The sequence below is a fragment of the Novosphingobium gossypii genome (genome assembly GCF_050433305.1).
Taxonomy (GTDB): Bacteria; Pseudomonadota; Alphaproteobacteria; order Sphingomonadales; family Sphingomonadaceae; genus Novosphingobium; species Novosphingobium gossypii.
Genome location: NZ_JBNPXM010000001.1, coordinates 83,318 through 100,084, shown reverse-complemented (window position 1 = coordinate 100,084; position 16,767 = coordinate 83,318). Strand labels below are relative to the sequence as shown.

The window sequence follows — 16,767 nt, the reverse complement described above, 5'->3', positions numbered from 1 at the left end:
GAACGGCGGCGGCCCGGCAACCTACCGCTGCCAGCCTCCGCCCAACGCCAGAAACACCGCGATCTGGTCGTCCACCAGCGCGGCTTGCGCGGAAGCGTGGCTGACCTGCGCCGAGGCAAGGCTGCCCTGCGCGCTCAGCAGATCCAGGAAATCGCTGCGGCCGAAGCGGAACAGCTTGTTCGCCTGCGACGCCGATAGCCCCGCCGCATCCGCCGCCCGGCCCAGCGCGGCTTCCCGTTCACGGTCGCGGGCATAAGTTACCATCGCCGATTCCGCCTGCCGTAGCGCCAGCAGCACAGTGCCGTCGAAAGTGGCAAGGTCAGCGCGCACCTGTGCGTCCGCCTGATCGATTCGCGCGCGCACGGCGGGCCGGTTGGGGAAGGTCCAGCTCAGCAGCGGCCCCAACCCGATGTTGAAGCTGTCGCTGCTGCCGAATTCGTGGAGCGGCCCGGAAAAGCCCACCGAACCGCCGACGCTGACTGAAGGATAGAGGTCGGCGGTGGCAATGCCGATCCTTGCGGTGTCGGCGGCGATCTTGCGTTCGGCCTGCCGGATGTCGGCACGGCGGCGGATCAGGGCCGCACCGTCCTCCACCGGCACGCCGCCCGCCAGTTGCGGCAGGGCAGCGCAGTCCGCCACTTCGGCGGGGAAATCCGCAGGCGGGCGGCCCAGCAGAGTGGCCAGCAGATAGAGCGAGTTCTGCCGCGCGGCGGTGAACGCCGGAAGCGCGGCGGCGCTCGTCTCGACGGCGGCGGCGGCGCGGCTGACGTCGAACGCGGTGCCGCGCCCGCCCTTTTGCAGTCGCCGCGTGGCGTCCAGCGTCTGGCGCTGCAACTGCACGACCCGCTGCGTCACGCCGAGCTGGTAATTGGCCGCGCACACTTTCGCATAGGCGCTGGTGGTGGCCGCCGCCACGCTGACGCGCACTGCGTCGCGCGCGGCCTGCGTGGCCTCCACATCCGCGCTGCTCGCCTCGATCGCACGGCGCAGCTTGCCGCGCAGATCCAGCGGATAGCTCAGCGACAGGCCGAGATTGTCCGTCACCACGCCCGGCATCGATACGCCGCTGGACGATTGCCGCGTAAGATCGACGCCGCCGCTCAGCGCGGTCGACAGCGTGCGGGCCGCTGCAGCCTCGCGCAGCACAGCCTCTGCGCGGTCAAGGTTCGCCTCTGCCACGCGAAGGTCGGTGTTGGCGGCCAGCGCCTGCTCGACCAGCGTATCAAGCCGGGGATCGTCATAGAGCTTCCACCACCGGTCCGGCAGCGGCTCCTGAGAGAACCCCGCGCCCTGGGCAGAGGCGAAGGCGCCCTGTGCCGCCGGGGCATTCGCCACCGACTGCTCCGGCGCATGATAGTCCGGCCCGGCGGTGGCGCAGGCAGAAAGGGCCAGCGCAAGCGCTGCCGATGCCAGCAGACGCGGCGTGTTCACGGCCTTGCTCCCGCAGCAGGATTGGCAGGCTGTTCGCGCCGGCCGGCACCTTCATGCTGCTCGATCGTCACCGTGGCAGTGCGGCCAAGGATCAGGCGCACGTCGGCGGGAACATGCGTCAGCTTGACGCGCACGGGGATGCGCTGGGCCAGCCGCACCCATGAGAACGTCGCCTCGACGTTGGGCAGCAGGTTGCCCGAATTGCTGCGGGTATCGTCGTTGATGCCCGCCGCGATACTTTCCACCCGGCCCTTGAGGATCTGCCCTTCGCCCATCAGCCTGACGCTGACCGGGGCGCCGACATGGATAAGCGGCAGCTTGGTTTCTTCGAAATATCCCTCGACCCGGATCGAATCGCCGTCCACCAGCGCCATCGCCTGCGTGCCCGCCGCCACATAGTCGCCCGGATGCAGGTCGAGGTTGGTCACGGTGCCGTTGACCGACGCTTTCACCTGCGTGCGCGTCAGGTTCAGCCGTGCCCCGTCCAGCGAGCTTTCGGCCTCGGCCAGCGCGGCGCGCGCGGTGGCCACCCGAGCCACGTTCTGCTCGTGCGTTTCGGTGGCGACCAGATCGCCCAGCGCCTTGTCGCGCGCGGCTTCGCGCTGCGCCTGCCCCAGCGTGGCCCGGGCGCTGGCGACGGATGCCTCGGCCTCTTCCACCGCCAGCGAGTAGCGCGGACGGTCAAGCACGAACAGCAGATCGCCGGCCTTCACCACCTGATTGTCGTGCACGGCCACCGAAGTCACCAGACCGCCGATGTCCGGCGTCACCCGCACCACGTCGGCCCGCACGCGACCGTCGCGGGTCCACGGACTGCGTTCGTAATGCATCCACATCCAATAGGCGATCAGCGCCGCAAGGATGACGATGACGATGGTGGCGGCACTGCGGCCAAGAGTGGGAAGCAGGTTCTTCATGGGTGGGGACCAAAGTGGATGGCAAGGAAGGACAACGCGCCGAAGACCATGACGTAGAGGCACAGGTCGACAAGCGCACGATAAGCGACGATGCGGTAGAACCCCAGGAAATCCACCAGCCGCAGCAGCAGCATGGTCAGGATGGAGGCAACCACCGCGATCAGCAGCAGGGTGGGCAGGAACACGCCCATGATGGAAACTTCGCCGGTCATGGCTGCCCTTTCAGCGCGTCGGCTTGGGGAAACAGGTTGCGACGCAGGGACACCAGCGCCAGTGCCGCCTTGCGGCGCACCGGCACGTCCTCGTCGCGGATGAAGGCCTGCAACGCGCCATCGATGTCGCCCAGCAGCCGGGGGTCGGCGGGAACCCGCTCGCGCGGTTCGAGGCGGCGGTAATAGGCACCGACATCCGCCAGCACGCTGGTCAGCGGGGCGCTGCGCTCACGCGGCAGTTCCAGCCGCAGTTCGCGCAGTTCACCGATGGCGACGCCGGTGCGCAGATCGCGCAGCACGTCGTAGAGCGGCTCGCCCGGATGCTTGCCCGACAGGGCCAGACGAGGCGCCAGCAGAGCGATCCTGTCTAGCATCCGGTTGATCCATCCGCGCACGTCGGGTGCGCCATAGAGATTTGCGCGCTCGGCAATGTCGCGCCACCCTGCCCGCAGCGTCCGGTTGATGGCGCTTTCCAGCCCGGCGGTCTGCATCAGCCGTGCCATGGCGATGGCGAACAGCACGCCCACCAGCTGCGCCAGCGAACTGTCGGCAAAGCTGACAAAGTTGTCGTTGTAGGATTCGGCGATGATGAAAGGGCTGCCCATGCCCAGCAGCGCCGGAAGCGCCACGCCGGCATAGCGCGGCGAATGCATCAGTGCACCCAGCACCAGCAGCGGCGGCGCCAGTGACAGCGCCAGCATCGGAAAGCCGTCGATCCGGGGCAGGATTCCAAAGGCATAGATCATGCCCAGCACCGAAGCGATGAAGGTGCCATTGAAGAACATCCACAATGGCAGCAACGGATTGTCGGAGGCGGAAAACAGCGCGAGGAACACCCCGGCCAGCATCACCGCCGTCGCCCCGTCGGTCCAGCCGCTGCCGATCCACAATACGTTGCCCACGATGATCGTCAGCGCGGCCCCGGCAGCACCGCGCGCCGCACCGCGAAAGTCGCGATGCACCTCCCGATTGCGCCGCCCTTCCAGCAGGCGTGGAATGCGCGCGGAAACAGGGCGGCGATCGCGAGTGCCGATCTGCTCGCTCAGATCGCGCACATCCTGATGCGCCTCGATCAGGCTGGCCAGCCGCGCTCCCAGGCTGAGTTGCAGCAGATCGTCCCAGCCCGCGCCCGGCCCGACTTCCGGCTCAAGCGCGGAGCAGCGGGCCTTCAGCCCGTCGGCCACCCGTTCGCGTGTGAGCCGGTCGGTCTCTATATCGCGCAGCCACTCGCGAGTGTCGGCCAGCAGCGCCGCTGCCTCCTCGCTCAGCGCATCGCGTTCGCGCAGCGCCGCGACACGGTCGGCCACGGCAGCGCCCAGCGGCATCAACAGCGAAAGCTGATCCTGCAGAGCACGGACGGTGCGGACGCGCGGCGCCGGGCGGCTCGTCTCGAACGGCAGGTGGATCGACAGCTGATGCAATTCGGTGACGTCCTGCGCCAGCCGCCGGCGTTCCCCCTCCACCGCAGGGTCCGGCTCCAGTTCAAGCGAATCGCGGGTCCAGCGCTCGGCGTCGCGCAGGATGACCGCCACCCGCTCGATCAGGAAACCCGCAACGGAGCCAGGCAGGATCACGCCATGGATCAGGCTGCCGCACAGGATGCCCAGGGTGATTTCCTGCACGCGCAAAGCCGCAGTCTGGAATATCTGCGCAGGTGCCGCGACCGTGGGCAGCACGATCAGGCAGGCCGTGTACCCCGCCAGCACGAACATGTAGCCGCGCGGCGTCCGGTCCAGCAGCGATACGAAGACGCACAGGCCCAGCCATGCCGCCAGCGCCAGTGTCAGCAGTTCCGGGCTGTTCACCAGCGGCGGGACCATCAGCACCGACGCCGCCGCCCCCACGAAAGTGCCGATGACCCGGAACAGCGCCTTCGACACCACCGCCCCGGCCAACGGCGCGGCGACGATGTAGGCCGTCAGGAACGCCCAGTACGGCCGCTCCAGCCCGATCGTGAACGAGATGTACGCGGCCAGAATAGCGGCCGCGAAAGCCTTCAGCGAAAAGATCGCGGCGGGCAATCCCCAGCGCATGCGCAGCGGCGGGTTCATGCCCGACCCCGCATGTCCGCAGCGCGATTTGCCACCGTAGAAATCAGCCGCACCGCTGCTTCCAGTTCGGCATCGGGTATCCCGTCCAGAAGCTCGGCACGCAGCGCCACCAACCGTCCTTCGGCCTTGCGGGCGATCCGTGCACCCTCCTGCGTCAGGTGAAGCCTGTTGGCGCGACGGTCGCCCTCATCGGCAAGGCGTTCGACAAGGCCCGCCTGCTCCAGCTGGCGCAGGGTCATAGTCAGCGACGCTTCGGTGATCCCGATCGCCCGCGCCAGTTCCGCCTGCCGCGCCCCGGCCCCCAGGCGTTCGAGGTGGACCAGCGCCCACCCTGCCGAGTTCGATATGTCCAAAGATGCCAGGATACGATCGGCCAACTGCCGCCACACCCGCGCTACCGGGGCAAGCTGGGTGGCAAGATCATGGGCAAGGCTCGATCGGTCGGTCATTGGCCTGAGAGATAGGAGGGGGGAAGCAGCGGGTACTTAGGCTCCTAACTATTGCGCCACAACCGACTGTGCCTTGCGTTTTACAATCCGGCAATGCCGCAAATTGCAATTTGCGCAAGTCGCGTCCGTATCGGTTCTAACACTCGAATCATGGGGCCGGAAAAAGCCTCTTGACTTGGCTGGAACAAAATAGGAACTACACCGTAACGGAACATTGTTAGAACAGATTCGCGTTATCCACAAGGTGTCCACAGCCTGTCCTAGGTGCGGGCGAAATATCCGGAAGGAACGGTCATGATTGCATTCGCCGCCTCGCTGCTCGCCCCATGGCTGTTTTGCACTGCCGCGCTGGCGTCTGGCGTGGTCATCGTTTCCACGATGCGCCGCTATGCTCCCGGCGCGCGGATGCTGCGGGCGCAGCTTCGCAATTGCCCCGATACGCTGACGGTGACGTGGAAGATCGTGGAGCGCGTGCATCTGCCCGCTCTCGGGTCGCTCAGGAAGCGTCCGGTCCGTCGTATGCCGGTGCGACTGGAGTGGCCGGGCTTGGCGTCGTCGGGCTTCGGCGACCTTGCCGCCTGACACGGGCGTACGTCACCAGTCCGATGGGGATCAGCAGCAGGTAGACGATCGTGACGACGACCAAAGTGGGCCACGGCTCGGTCAGCAGCGCCGCCATGGTCAGCCCGACAAGCGCGATCACGCCTAGGCGCAGATGCGTGGGCGGGCGCAGACGGGACCAGCCCAGCGTCGGGATGCTGGAAATCATCAGGAAGGCGCAAAGCACCATCCACAGGCTGACCAGTGCGGGATTGCCGAACTCTGACCGGCCGGTGGCTATCCACAGGTACAGCGGCAGGAATGCCAGCCCCGCACCCAAAGGCGCGGGTACACCGGTCAGGAACCCGGCATCCTTGTGCGGCTGGTCCAGCATGTCGAGCCGGGCGTTGAAGCGGGCGAGCCGCAGTACGCAGCAGATGGCGAAAGCCAGCGCCGCCATCCAGCCGAAGCTGGGCACCTGATGCAGCGTCCAGAGATAGACGATCAGCGCCGGGGCAACGCCGAAGGAAATTGAATCGGCCAGGCTGTCCAGTTCGGCGCCGAACCGGGTCTGCGCCTTGAGAAGACGAGCGGCACGACCGTCGATACCGTCCAGCAGGCCTGCCAGAATGACGGCCTGCACGGATTTTTCGAAATCACCGGCGATGGCAAAGCGTATGCCGGTCAGGCCGGAGCACAAGGCAGCGGCGGTGATCGCATTGGGAACCACCGCGCGCATCGAAAGACCGGGCGACAGGCGGCGGCGCGGGCCGAGATCGGATGCAGTGTGCATATCCGAACGATCATGTTCCATTTCGTCGGCCCGCTCATCCATCACTGGGCGATACCCTCGATCAGCGGAGCGCTGCCGAGTTCGGCCAGCACGGTTTCACCGGCAACGATCTTCTGGCCCATTAGCACCTTGGGCTCCACGCCTGCGGGCAGATAGACGTCCACGCGGCTGCCGAAGCGGATCAGGCCGATGCGCTGGCCGGCGGCAATGATGTCGCCCGGCTTGACGAACGGGACGATACGGCGCGCGACCAGCCCTGCGATCTGCGTAAAGCAGATGCGCAGGCCGTCCGATCGCTCAACCAGGATGTGCTGGCGTTCGTTCTCTTCGCTGGCCTTGTCGAGGTCGGCGTTCACGAACTTGCCGGGGATGTAGATCACCCGCTTCACCGTGCCGCCAATGGGCGTGCGATTGATATGGACGTCGAACACCGACATGAAAATCGAGATGCGGGTCACGGGCTCGGCGGAAAGCGGGGCGGAACCGGTGCCATCGTCCATCGTCAGTTCGCGCGGCGGCGATACCTTGCCGATCAGCGTGACGAGGCCGTCCGCCGGCGCCACGATGGCGCGCTCGTCCTGCGGGGTCACGCGGACGGGATCGCGGAAGAACGCCAGCACACACAGTGTCAGCACCGCCAGTGGCCAGCCGAACCACGGCCCCCACAGGATCCACACGAGCAGCGCGACGGCGCCCGCAATGGCGCCGAACTTGCGGCCTTCGTTGTGAATGGTGGGCCACTGCCACGACGCTTCGCCGCGACCCTGATTGTCGAGAATGTTTCCGGGCATCGCTCTCGTCTAGCCAGTGTGCATCAGTACCGCAATGCCGACCGGCACACGGTTGTTCCCGGCGAAACATTCGCGGGGGATACCTTTTTGCGAAGAGGCCCCGGTCCGATCGGGGAGAGCAATGGTGGTGGACAGGGCTGGATTCGAACCAGCGTACGCTTGCACGGGCAGATTTACAGTCTGCTGCCTTTAACCACTCGGCCACCTGTCCACACCAGTTGCTGGCTGCTGGAAATCCCCGCAATTGCTGGGAAATCCGGCGTTGGTCGAGGCCCCCGAAGGTGCCCCGTTGCCGAGGAGCCGCGCCTTTGCCGAAGCGAGCCTTGCCTGTCAATGCCCTCCCTGTCACAGGGGGCAAGATTTTTGTCATAAGCGCATATTTTTCGAAAGGACTACTGATGACCAAGCGTGGCGAACGCCCCGGCCAGGACGATGGCAGCCAAGGCGAAGCCCGTAAGGGTAAGGCCCTGCGTGGCCGTGCAGGCCGCATGAAGAACGGCCGTGGCAGCGGCCGCGCGTCCACCGGCATGGTGCGGCTGTGGGGCCGTCACGCGGTGGAAGCCGCGCTGAAGAACCCCGACCGCAGCCACCGCAAGCTATGGGCCACGCGCGAAGGCGTCGAATCGCTTGATGGCGAACTGCCCAGTGACTTCCCGGTGGAGTGGGCGCAGCCCGCCGACCTCGCCCGCCTTGTCGCCAAGGACGCGCCGCATCAGGGGCTGGTACTGGAATGCGCGCCGCTGGACGACATCTTCCTGGCCGACGTGCTGGAAGGCGACCCGACGCGACCTGTCGTCGTCCTCGATCAGGTCACTGACCCGCACAATGTCGGCGCCATCATGCGCTCTGCCGCCGCCTTCGACGCCTGCTGCATCGTCACGCAGGACCGCCACGCCCCGCCCGAGTCGGGCACCCTGGCCAAGTCGGCTTCGGGCGCGCTCGAAGTGCTGCCGTGGGTTCGCGTGGTCAACCTGGCCCGCGCGCTGGAGGAAATCGCCGAGGCCGGATACTGGCGCATCGGTCTTGATGGCGAAGGGAAATCGACGCTGGGCGAGGCGCTGCCCACTGGCCCCGTGGCGCTGGTGCTCGGTGCCGAGGGCGATGGCATGCGCCACAACATCACCCAGCACTGCGACGCGATCGCCAGACTGCCGATCAGCGAGGCGATGGAAAGCCTCAACGTCAGCAATGCCGCTGCCATCGCGCTTTACGCCGCAGCCATCCGCGAAACCGAATGAGCCGACCGCGTCGGGCAACACCAAATCAGGGAACAGGGGAACACGCATGATATCCATATCGCAGCGCGCCCGCCGGGCGCTGATCGTCGCAGGGCTGGCGCTGATCGTCAGCGCCTGCATTCTCGCACCCGGTCGCTTCGGTTCTCAGCTGGAACTGCGCCGCAACGGCAAGTTCAGCTTCAGCTATACCGGAGAGATTCTGATGGTGCCGCTGATGGAGGCGGAAAAGAAGAAGGATGAGCCCTTCACCCCCTCCACCTGCCGCGACGAAGATACGTACGACGAGCGCGAATGCACGCCGGAGGACCTCGCCAAACAGAAGACCGAGTGGGAGGAGAGCCGCGCGCGCAGCCGCAAGAGCGATTCCGAAGCCGCGCGCATGATGCTGGGCGGTTTCGATCCGAACGATCCGAAAACGGGCGAGGAAATGGCGGCGCGGCTGCGTCGTCAGGCGGGCTGGAAGAAAGTGGAGTACCTGGGCGCGGGCAAGTTCGATGTCGATTATGCCGTATCCGGCACGCTCGATCATGACTTCACCTTCCCTTCGATCGAAGGGTTCGCGATGAGCAATGCCTTCGTCCAGGCGTTCCGGCGCGCGGACGGCACCGTCAGGGTGGAAGCGCCCGGCTTCGGCCCGCCCAGCGGTGGGCCGGCGGCGGGGATGATGGCCGGCATCGCGCAAGGGGCCATGGGCAGCGGCGACGATGCGCCCAAGGGTCCATCGACGCTGGCTGACGGTACCTTTGCGCTGATCACCGACGGCGAGATCCTGGCCAACAACACCGACGAGGGCGCAAAGTCCGTCGCGAGCGGAAAGGCCCTGTCGTGGAAGGTCGATCCGCGCATAGGCGCAGCGCCGACTGCGCTGGTCAGGCTGTCGCGCTGACGCGGCGCGCCAGGCTTTCATCATCGCCAGAGAAAAACGCCGCGCCATCCGAAAGGACGGCGCGGCGTATCTGTTTCAACCTGCGAGGCGGCAGGCCGGGACCTTCGTCTTAGTTGACGGCGTCCTTCAGGCCCTTGCCAGCCTTGAACTTCGGCTGAGACGAGGCCTTGATTTCCATGGGCTCGCCGGTGCGGGGGTTACGACCGGTCGAAGCCTTGCGCTTGGCGACCGAGAAGGTGCCGAAGCCCACCAGGCGCACTTCGTCGCCCTTCTTCAGCGCGCCGGTGACGGCGTCGAACACGGATTCGACGGCCTTGGTGGCGTCGTTGCGGGTCAGACCGCTCGAATCGGCGACTGCGCTGATGAGATCGTTCTTGTTCATTATGGGAACCCCCTTACCTTTCAGTGGAGCGGTATGTTGAAATCGTATCGCCTCGAAAGAACGACGAAATTGAGCCGTTTTTCCCGCAGGTGGCAAGGGCCAAAAAGAGCCGGAAATCGCAGTCAATCGCGTTTTTCCGCCGCTTTCGCAGCCCCTGAACCAGAGACGAGCTTTGTGCGATGCAGCATGGCAGTGAACGCTCACAACCGAATCGCCTGGAGTGGTTTGCGCCTTGCCGTCGTGGCCAAGGTATCGTGACACGGGACCGGGCGTGCGGTTCCGGTACGATCGACAGCGGACATGAAGGCGCAAAAAAAGGCGGCCCGAATCCGAACCGCCTCTTGATGCGGACCCGACCGGAAGGCCGGGCCGTTGCCCTGGCTTACGCCTTGGCGTCGTTGACGCGACGCTCGGCGATGCGAGCGCGCTTGCCGGTACGACCACGCAGGTAGTACAGCTTGGCACGACGCACGACGCCGCGACGGACGACGGTGATCGAATCGATGTTGGGCGAGTAGAGCGGGAATACGCGCTCCACGCCTTCGCCGAAGCTCATCTTGCGGACGGTGAAGTTCGAGCCCATGCCACGGTTCGAGCGCGCGATGCACACGCCCTCGTAAGCCTGGACGCGGGTGCGGGTGCCTTCGACGACCTTCACGCCGACGCGGACGGTGTCGCCCGGACGGAATTCAGGAATGTCCTTGCCGGCCTTGGCGATTTCTTCGGCTTCGATCTGCTGAATCAGGTTCATGAACCCAAATCCTTGTCTTTGCGCCGCGCGCCAGAGGCAGGCTGAACCCGAGCGTCCCTGTGACGCTCCCAGAGGTCCGGCCTGCGTGACCGTGTATCGTTCTCCGCCTGGTGTTTCCGCCAGGCGGCGATCTTCGCATGATCCCCCGATCGCAGCACTTCAGGGATCGTGCGCCCTTCCCACTCGGTGGGTCGGGTATAATGCGGATACTCGAGAAGACCGTCCTCGAACGATTCCTCGGTCCCGCTGGAAGGCGCGCCCATTACGCCGGGAAGCAGCCGAATGCAAGCGTCGAGTACCATCAGCGCGGCGCATTCTCCGCCCGACAGGATGATGTCGCCGACCGAGACTTCCTCGACCTCGCGGCCCTCGAAGATGCGCTCGTCGAAACCCTCGAACCGGCCGCACAGCAGGATCACGCCCGGCCCTTCGGCCAGCGCGCGCACCCGCTCCTGCGAGATCGGCTTGCCCCGCGGCGTCATGGCGATGACCGGGGCGCCGGGGTTGAGGCTGCGGGCATGGTCGATGGCGGCGGCAAGGATGTCGACCTTGAGCACCATGCCGGCGCCCCCGCCCGCAGGCGTGTCGTCCACCGTGCGATGGCGGTCCTGCGCGAAGTCGCGGATATGGACGGGGTCGATCGCCCACTTGCCATCGGCAAGCGCCCTGCCCGCCAGGCTGACGCCGAGCGGCCCCGGAAACATCTCCGGGTAGAGCGTCAGAACGGTCGCGGAGAAGGTCATTCTTCCGCGAACGCCGCGTTGAGGACGATGCGATCCGCGTTCCACTCGGGAACGGCGGCCGGTATCATCGGAACCATGAAGCGGCGGCGCTTGCCGCCTTCGGCAGTCGGACGTTCTATCTCCAGCACGTCACCGGCGCCGAAGTTCTCGACCGCCACGCACGTACCCAGCGCCCCGCCTTCTTCCGATACGGCGGGCAGGCCCAGAAGGTCGGCGTGATAGTATTCGCCGTCCTCCAGCGCCGGCATGGCCGAACGCGGGACGGTGAGCGCAGTGCCGCGCAGCTTTTCAGCCGCGTTGCGGTCCTTCACCTCGTCGAAGCGGGCGATCGCGCCGCCCTTGCCGTCGTCCTTCAGCTTCACCAGCGTGAGCGAAGAATCGTTGAAGGCGCGGTAGCGCTTGAGCGCCGCCACGCCTTCACCGAACAGCTTGAGGCGAACCTCGCCCGTCACGCCGTGCGCGCCGGAAACGGCGGCAAGCGTGACGGGGCGGTCGTTTTTGCCGTCAACCAAGGCTTATGCCTCGGTCGATTCCGAACCAGCTTCTTCGGCAGCCGGAGCTTCTTCAGCCGGGGCAGCGGCTGCGGCGGCAGCGGCTTCTTCGGCTTCGCGCAGCTTGGTGGCGCGGTCTTCAGCGCGCTCCTTTGCCTTCTTGCCCGGCTCTGCCTTGTTCGGGTTGTTGGTGGCGGCGCGTTCCTTCACACCGGCCTTGTCGAGCAGGCGGGCAACGCGGTCGGTCGGCTGGGCGCCAACGCCGAGCCAGTAACGCACGCGGTCCTCGACCAGACGCACGCGGTTCTCGTCTTCCTTGGGGAGCACCGGGTTGTAGGTGCCGACCTGCTCCAGGTACTTGCCGTCGCGCGGCGCGGTCGCGTTGGCGACGACGATCTTGTAGTACGGACGCTTCTTGGCGCCACCGCGCGAGAGACGGATCGAAACTGCCATTGGATTTACCTTTCTGTGATCTTTGAAATACTTGGGATTATCGTTTCAGGAATTTGCTGAGATCAGGTGCGCCGCCAAGACCGGGCATTCCGCCCGCCGCCGGGCCGAGACCGGCACCGCCGAGACCCGGCATGGCGGCATCGAGGCCGCCCTTGCCGAACATCGCGGCCAGCCCCTTGAGGCCGCCCATCTTCTTGATCTGCTTCATGGCCTTGGACATCTCCAGGTGCATCTTGAGCAGCTTGTTGACGTCCTGAACCTGGGTGCCGGAGCCGTTGGCGACGCGAATCTTGCGCTTGGCGTTGAGCAGCGCGGGATTGGCGCGTTCCTTCGGCGTCATCGAACCGATGATGGCGTCCATGCGCAGCAGCACGCGGTCGTCCATGCCGGACTGCTGCATCGCCGCCTTGGCCTTCTTCATGCCGGGCATCATGCCCGCCAGCGCGCCAAGCCCGCCCATGTTTTGCATCTGCTTCAGCTGCATGCGCAGATCGTTCATGTCGAACTTGCCCTGCTCCATGCGCTTGGCGAGCGCCTCGGCCTCCTCGACCTTGACCGCCTCTGCCGCCTTCTCGACGATGGAGACGATGTCGCCCATGCCCAGAATGCGGTTGGCGACGCGACTGGGGTGGAACACCTCCAGCGCGTCCATCTTCTCGCCGGTGCCGGCGAACTTGATGGGCTTGCCGGTGACGGCGCGCATCGACAGCGCCGCACCGCCGCGCGCATCGCCGTCCATGCGGGTCAGCACGACGCCGGTAAGATCAACCTGGCCCGAGAACGACTGCGCGACGTTGACCGCGTCCTGGCCGGTCAGCGAATCGACCACCAGCAGCGTTTCGCGCGGGGTCGCGATCGCGGCGACGGCCTTCATCTCGTCCATCAGCTGCTGGTCGACGTGGAGGCGACCGGCGGTGTCGAGCAGCAGCACGTCCACGGCCTGAAGACGCGCGGCCTGCATGGCGCGGGTGGCGATCTCGGTGGGCTGCTGGCCGGCGATGATCGGCAGCGTGGCGACGGAAACCTGTTCGCCCAGTACTTTGAGCTGTTCCTGCGCCGCCGGACGGTTCACGTCCAGCGAGGCCATCATGACCTTCTTGCCCTGCTTCTCGCGCAGGAGGCGGGCGATCTTGGCGGTGCTGGTGGTCTTGCCCGAACCCTGCAGGCCGACCATCATGATGACGATCGGCGGCACGGCCTCCAGATCGAGACCGGGAGTATCCTCACCGCCCAGCGTCTCGATCAGCGCGTCGTTGACGATCTTGACGACCTGCTGCCCCGGCGTGACCGAGCGCAGGACGTTCTGGCCCACGGCCTTTTCGGTGACGGTATCGATGAAGCGGCGCACCACCGGCAGCGCGACGTCGGCTTCGAGCAGCGCGATGCGCACTTCGCGCATGGCGTCGAGGACGTCCTGCTCCTTGAGCGCGCCACGGCCGCGCAGCTTGTCGAAGACGCCGCCAAGGCGATCTGACAGACTGTCGAACATAGGCCGTTCACTCCTTCACAACGGCGCAAACCACGCCAAAAACGCCGGTGGGCGAAACCTCGCTGACCGACGTGTGCATGACCTGATAGCGAAAAACGCCGGTGGACGAAACCTCGTCAACCAGCGTGTCGCAATCATGCGAAACTTCAATGTGGCGAAATGGTGGAGCCTAGCGGGATCGAACCGCTGACCTCCTGCATGCCATGCAGGCGCTCTCCCAGCTGAGCTAAGGCCCCAATCATTTCAGCAAGTTAGCCCTGGGAGGACCAACCCGTTTCCCTTGCTTTCCGGCGTTTCTCAGAAGCGCCTCCGCTTGGGAGGCCGCCATCTAGGGGTGGTCGAAAAAGTTGGCAAGAGGAAAATTCACATCGCGTCGATTTTTTTCGTCGCCGCATTTTCCGGGGTCCGATTGCAGCCCCGAAAGCAGAAGGGGCCGGTTCGCTTCCCGTGTGGGTGAGCGAACCGGCCCCTTTCAGATCACATCAGTTCTCGATGTCGTCGTCGTCGTCACCGGCGCCGATGCCCAGATCGTCGTCGCCACCCAGGTCGACGTCGTTGTCGGGCGAATCGCCATCGTCATCGATGTCCAGATCGTCCTCGGCCAGGTCGGAGTCTTCCTGCTCGACTTCCTTCTTCTTCTGGATTTCCTCATAGGGAATCGGCTGCTTGGACTTGAGCACCGGCTCGGGCGTCCATTCGTTGCCGCATTCGATGCAGGTGACCGGGTCATCCTTGCCCAGGTCGTAGAAGCGGGTGCCGCATTTCGGGCAGCCGTGCTTGGCGCCCCATTCAGGCTTGGCCATGACAAAGTCCTCAAAGTCTGGCCCGTTCCGGATGGCCCGGGCGATAAATTGCAAGTCTTGATGGGAAAGCCCGCGTACTTAATCAAGTCTCGCGTGAAAAGGCGCGCAAGGCCGCATCAGGGCGCGCGCCTTGCCATAGCGGACAGGCGCTGTCAAAAGCCGCCCCGTTTTTGAAGTATTCAATCCCGGAAAGACCCGTCCTGTGAGCCACGACACCGCCGATATGCGCCCCCGCCGCTTCCTGCCGACCGGGCCACTCAAGGGGCGAATCCGCGTGCCGGGCGACAAGTCGATCAGCCACCGCTCGATCATGCTGGGCGCGCTGGCGGTGGGCGAGACTAAGGTGACCGGCCTGCTGGAGGGCGAGGACGTGCTCTCCACCGCCGCTGCGATGCGCGCCATGGGCGCCACGGTGACGCGCACCGGAGAAGGCGCATGGACTGTCAACGGCGTCGGCGTGGGCGCCCTGCTCCAGCCCGAGGCGCCGCTCGACATGGGCAATTCGGGCACGTCCACCCGCCTGCTGATGGGGCTGGTCGCCAGCCACCCGATCACCGCGACCTTCATCGGCGACGGTTCGCTGTCGAAGCGCCCGATGGGCCGCGTGATCGATCCGCTCTCCACCATGGGCGCCAGCTTCGAGGCGTCGGAAGGTGGCCGCCTGCCGCTGATCCTCAAGGGGGCATCGCCCGCCGTGCCGATCCGCTATCGCCTGCCGATGGCCTCGGCGCAGGTGAAGAGCGCGATCCTGCTGGCTGGCCTCAACACGCCCGGCATCACCACCGTGGTGGAGCCGGTGCCCACCCGCGACCATTCGGAGCGGATGCTGCGCGGCTTCGGCGCCGACCTGACCGTGGAGACCGACGCCGACGGCGCGCGCGTCATCTCCATCCGGGGCGAGGCGGAACTGAAGCCGCAGACCATCGAAGTTCCCGGCGACCCGTCTTCCGCCGCCTTCTTCATCGTCGCCGCGCTGGTCGTTCCGGGCAGCGAAGTGCTGATAGAGAACGTCGGCCTTAACCCCACGCGCGCAGGGATCGTCCAGGTGCTGCGCCAGATGGGCGGCTCCATCGAGGAAGTGAACCCCCGCGAAGTCGGCGGCGAGCCGGTGGCAGACCTGCTGGTGAAGCACTCCGCGCTCAAGGGCATCGAGGTCGATCCTGCCATCGTGCCGGCGATGGTGGACGAGTTCCCCGTGCTGTTCGTCGCCGCATCGCTGGCAGAAGGCGTCACCACCTGCACCGGCCTTGAGGAACTGCGCGTCAAGGAATCGGACCGCATCTCCGTCATGGCGACCGCGCTTGCCGCCGCAGGTGCGCGCGTGCGCGAGACCGAAGACGGCATGGTCATCACCGGCACCGGCGGGGAGCCGCTCGTCGGCACCAACGGCGCCATCGCCACGCACCTGGATCACCGCATCGCCATGTCGATGGCGGTCGCGGGCCTTGCCAGCCGCGCCGGCGTGGAAGTGGACGACGTGCGCCCCATCGCCACCAGCTTCCCGGTGTTCGAGGCCATGCTGGCCAAACTCGGGTTGGAAGGCCTTGCCCAATGAAGCCTGCCGACCTGATTATCGCGGTCGACGGCCCCACCGCATCCGGCAAGGGCACCATCGCCAAGGCGCTGGCCGCGCATTTCCACCTGCCGCATCTCGACACCGGGCTGCTCTATCGCGCGGTGGGCCGCCAGTGCCTGCTGAGCGGCGGCAATCCCGACGATCCGGCGGACGCGCTGGCCGCCTGCACCTTCCCGCCCGAACTGCTGGCCGACCCTGAACTGCGCTCCGAGGCGACCGGCGGGCTTGCCAGCCGCGTATCCATCCATCCCGCAGTGCGCCAGGCCCTGTTCGACCGCCAGCGCAGCTTTGCCCTCCAGCCCGGCGGCGCAGTGCTGGACGGGCGCGACATCGGCACCGTGATCGCCCCCGAGGCGCCCGCCAAGCTGTTCGTCATCGCCTCGGTCGAGGCGCGGGCGCAGCGCCGCTTCCTTGAAATGCAGGCCCATGGCCGCGACGTCTCACTGGACGAGATCGCCGCCGACCTCGCCGCCCGCGACGAGCGCGACCGCAACCGCAAGGACGCGCCGCTAGTTGCAGCGGACCACGCGGTGACGATCGACACCTCCTCCCTCAAGCGCGAGGAAGCCATCGCCGCAGCCATCGCGGCAGTGAATGCGCTTTCGGCGTAAGGGGGGTTTGGCGGGTGGGCGTGATGGCCCGCGGTGCCGGAATCGGGTTGGGAGCGACGAAGGGCCGCCCTCTCATCTCCGTCACCCTGAACTCGTTTCAGGGTCCATTTTGCCGTAAGCGCGGTGCTTCGGTCAGCAAACCGCCATCACGGCGCAGCGA

Annotated in this window: 19 protein-coding genes and 2 tRNA genes; 5 read left to right on the top strand and 16 right to left on the bottom strand. The window is 66.3% G+C overall.

The genetic code is table 11. The annotated features are described in order from the left end of the window. Nucleotides 1-21: 21 nt before the first annotated feature. Genes GGR40_RS00550 through GGR40_RS00530 form a run of 5 tightly spaced genes read right to left on the bottom strand, consistent with a single transcriptional unit; the run spans nucleotide 22 to nucleotide 5,060 of the window. Nucleotides 22-1,431 carry an efflux transporter outer membrane subunit gene (locus GGR40_RS00550; protein WP_429274251.1) on the bottom strand — a complete coding sequence of 470 codons (1,410 nt, stop codon included), beginning with the start codon at nucleotides 1,429-1,431 and terminating at the stop codon, nucleotides 22-24. Beyond that, nucleotides 1,428-2,348: an efflux RND transporter periplasmic adaptor subunit gene (locus tag GGR40_RS00545; protein WP_429274250.1), complete on the bottom strand. Its 921-nt coding sequence runs from the start codon at nucleotides 2,346-2,348 to the stop codon at nucleotides 1,428-1,430. The genes GGR40_RS00550 and GGR40_RS00545 overlap by 4 nt, the downstream gene beginning before the upstream one ends. Next, a complete protein-coding gene (locus GGR40_RS00540) occupies nucleotides 2,345-2,560 on the bottom strand; it encodes a DUF1656 domain-containing protein (protein ID WP_429274249.1) in 216 nt (71 codons plus the stop codon). The genes GGR40_RS00545 and GGR40_RS00540 overlap by 4 nt, the downstream gene beginning before the upstream one ends. Then, nucleotides 2,557-4,611: an FUSC family protein gene (locus tag GGR40_RS00535; protein ID WP_429274248.1), complete on the bottom strand. Its 2,055-nt coding sequence runs from the start codon at nucleotides 4,609-4,611 to the stop codon at nucleotides 2,557-2,559. The genes GGR40_RS00540 and GGR40_RS00535 overlap by 4 nt, the downstream gene beginning before the upstream one ends. Next, nucleotides 4,608-5,060: a MarR family transcriptional regulator gene (locus GGR40_RS00530; RefSeq protein ID WP_429274247.1), complete on the bottom strand. Its 453-nt coding sequence runs from the start codon at nucleotides 5,058-5,060 to the stop codon at nucleotides 4,608-4,610. The genes GGR40_RS00535 and GGR40_RS00530 overlap by 4 nt, the downstream gene beginning before the upstream one ends. Nucleotides 5,061-5,354: 294 nt before the next feature. Here GGR40_RS00530 and GGR40_RS00525 point away from each other — a divergent pair, with 294 nt between their 5' ends. Next, a complete protein-coding gene (locus GGR40_RS00525) occupies nucleotides 5,355-5,642 on the top strand; it encodes a hypothetical protein (RefSeq protein ID WP_429274246.1) in 288 nt (95 codons plus the stop codon). Here the strand turns inward: GGR40_RS00525 and GGR40_RS00520 are convergent. The 3 genes from GGR40_RS00520 to GGR40_RS00510 form a co-directional block, all read right to left on the bottom strand. Beyond that, the gene (locus GGR40_RS00520) at nucleotides 5,557-6,393 is read right to left on the bottom strand and encodes a CDP-alcohol phosphatidyltransferase family protein (RefSeq protein WP_429274245.1); all 837 of its coding nucleotides are present in this window, start codon (nucleotides 6,391-6,393) and stop codon (nucleotides 5,557-5,559) included. The genes GGR40_RS00525 and GGR40_RS00520 overlap by 86 nt on opposite strands. Nucleotides 6,394-6,434: 41 nt before the next feature. Further along, nucleotides 6,435-7,184 (bottom strand): phosphatidylserine decarboxylase, encoded by a 750-nt coding sequence (locus GGR40_RS00515; protein WP_429274244.1) that lies wholly within the window; start codon nucleotides 7,182-7,184, stop codon nucleotides 6,435-6,437. Between the two features lie 125 nt (nucleotides 7,185-7,309). Further along, a tRNA-Tyr gene (locus GGR40_RS00510) sits at nucleotides 7,310-7,395 on the bottom strand. Between the two features lie 187 nt (nucleotides 7,396-7,582). Here GGR40_RS00510 and GGR40_RS00505 point away from each other — a divergent pair. Then, nucleotides 7,583-8,422 (top strand): TrmH family RNA methyltransferase, encoded by an 840-nt coding sequence (locus GGR40_RS00505; protein ID WP_429274243.1) that lies wholly within the window; start codon nucleotides 7,583-7,585, stop codon nucleotides 8,420-8,422. Nucleotides 8,423-8,468: 46 nt separating this feature from the next. After that, nucleotides 8,469-9,308, top strand: coding sequence for a hypothetical protein (locus GGR40_RS00500; protein WP_429274242.1), 840 nt, complete (start codon nucleotides 8,469-8,471; stop codon nucleotides 9,306-9,308). Nucleotides 9,309-9,417: 109 nt separating this feature from the next. Here the strand turns inward: GGR40_RS00500 and GGR40_RS00495 are convergent, their stop codons facing one another. From GGR40_RS00495 to GGR40_RS00460, 8 genes are all read right to left on the bottom strand, one after another. Further along, entirely contained in the window at nucleotides 9,418-9,690 is a 273-nt protein-coding gene (locus GGR40_RS00495; protein WP_429274241.1) for an HU family DNA-binding protein, read from the bottom strand. Nucleotides 9,691-10,072: 382 nt separating this feature from the next. Beyond that, nucleotides 10,073-10,441, bottom strand: a complete 369-nt coding sequence (gene rplS / locus GGR40_RS00490) for a 50S ribosomal protein L19 (protein ID WP_404481978.1) — start codon at nucleotides 10,439-10,441, stop codon at nucleotides 10,073-10,075. Then, the gene (gene trmD / locus GGR40_RS00485; RefSeq protein WP_429274240.1) at nucleotides 10,438-11,184 is read right to left on the bottom strand and encodes a tRNA (guanosine(37)-N1)-methyltransferase TrmD; all 747 of its coding nucleotides are present in this window, start codon (nucleotides 11,182-11,184) and stop codon (nucleotides 10,438-10,440) included. Before trmD ends, rplS begins: the two co-directional genes overlap by 4 nt. Next, nucleotides 11,181-11,696 carry a ribosome maturation factor RimM gene (rimM, locus tag GGR40_RS00480; RefSeq protein ID WP_429274239.1) on the bottom strand — a complete coding sequence of 172 codons (516 nt, stop codon included), beginning with the start codon at nucleotides 11,694-11,696 and terminating at the stop codon, nucleotides 11,181-11,183. The genes trmD and rimM overlap by 4 nt, the downstream gene beginning before the upstream one ends. 3 nt (nucleotides 11,697-11,699) lie before the next feature. Then, a complete protein-coding gene (gene rpsP / locus GGR40_RS00475) occupies nucleotides 11,700-12,128 on the bottom strand; it encodes a 30S ribosomal protein S16 (protein ID WP_429274238.1) in 429 nt (142 codons plus the stop codon). A gap of 37 nt (nucleotides 12,129-12,165) precedes the next feature. Next, nucleotides 12,166-13,617: a signal recognition particle protein gene (ffh, locus tag GGR40_RS00470; RefSeq protein WP_429274237.1), complete on the bottom strand. Its 1,452-nt coding sequence runs from the start codon at nucleotides 13,615-13,617 to the stop codon at nucleotides 12,166-12,168. 160 nt (nucleotides 13,618-13,777) lie between these two features. After that, a tRNA-Ala gene (locus GGR40_RS00465) sits at nucleotides 13,778-13,853 on the bottom strand. A 246-nt stretch (nucleotides 13,854-14,099) separates the two neighbouring features. Beyond that, nucleotides 14,100-14,420, bottom strand: coding sequence for a TIGR02300 family protein (locus GGR40_RS00460; protein WP_429274236.1), 321 nt, complete (start codon nucleotides 14,418-14,420; stop codon nucleotides 14,100-14,102). Nucleotides 14,421-14,643: 223 nt separating this feature from the next. Between GGR40_RS00460 and aroA the strand changes: the two genes are divergently transcribed. Together aroA and GGR40_RS00450 are read left to right on the top strand one after the other, a co-directional pair. Continuing rightward, nucleotides 14,644-15,975: a 3-phosphoshikimate 1-carboxyvinyltransferase gene (gene aroA / locus GGR40_RS00455; protein ID WP_429275188.1), complete on the top strand. Its 1,332-nt coding sequence runs from the start codon at nucleotides 14,644-14,646 to the stop codon at nucleotides 15,973-15,975. An 11-nt stretch (nucleotides 15,976-15,986) separates the two neighbouring features. Further along, a complete protein-coding gene (locus GGR40_RS00450) occupies nucleotides 15,987-16,607 on the top strand; it encodes a (d)CMP kinase (RefSeq protein ID WP_429275187.1) in 621 nt (206 codons plus the stop codon). The last annotated feature ends 160 nt before the right edge of the window (nucleotides 16,608-16,767 follow it).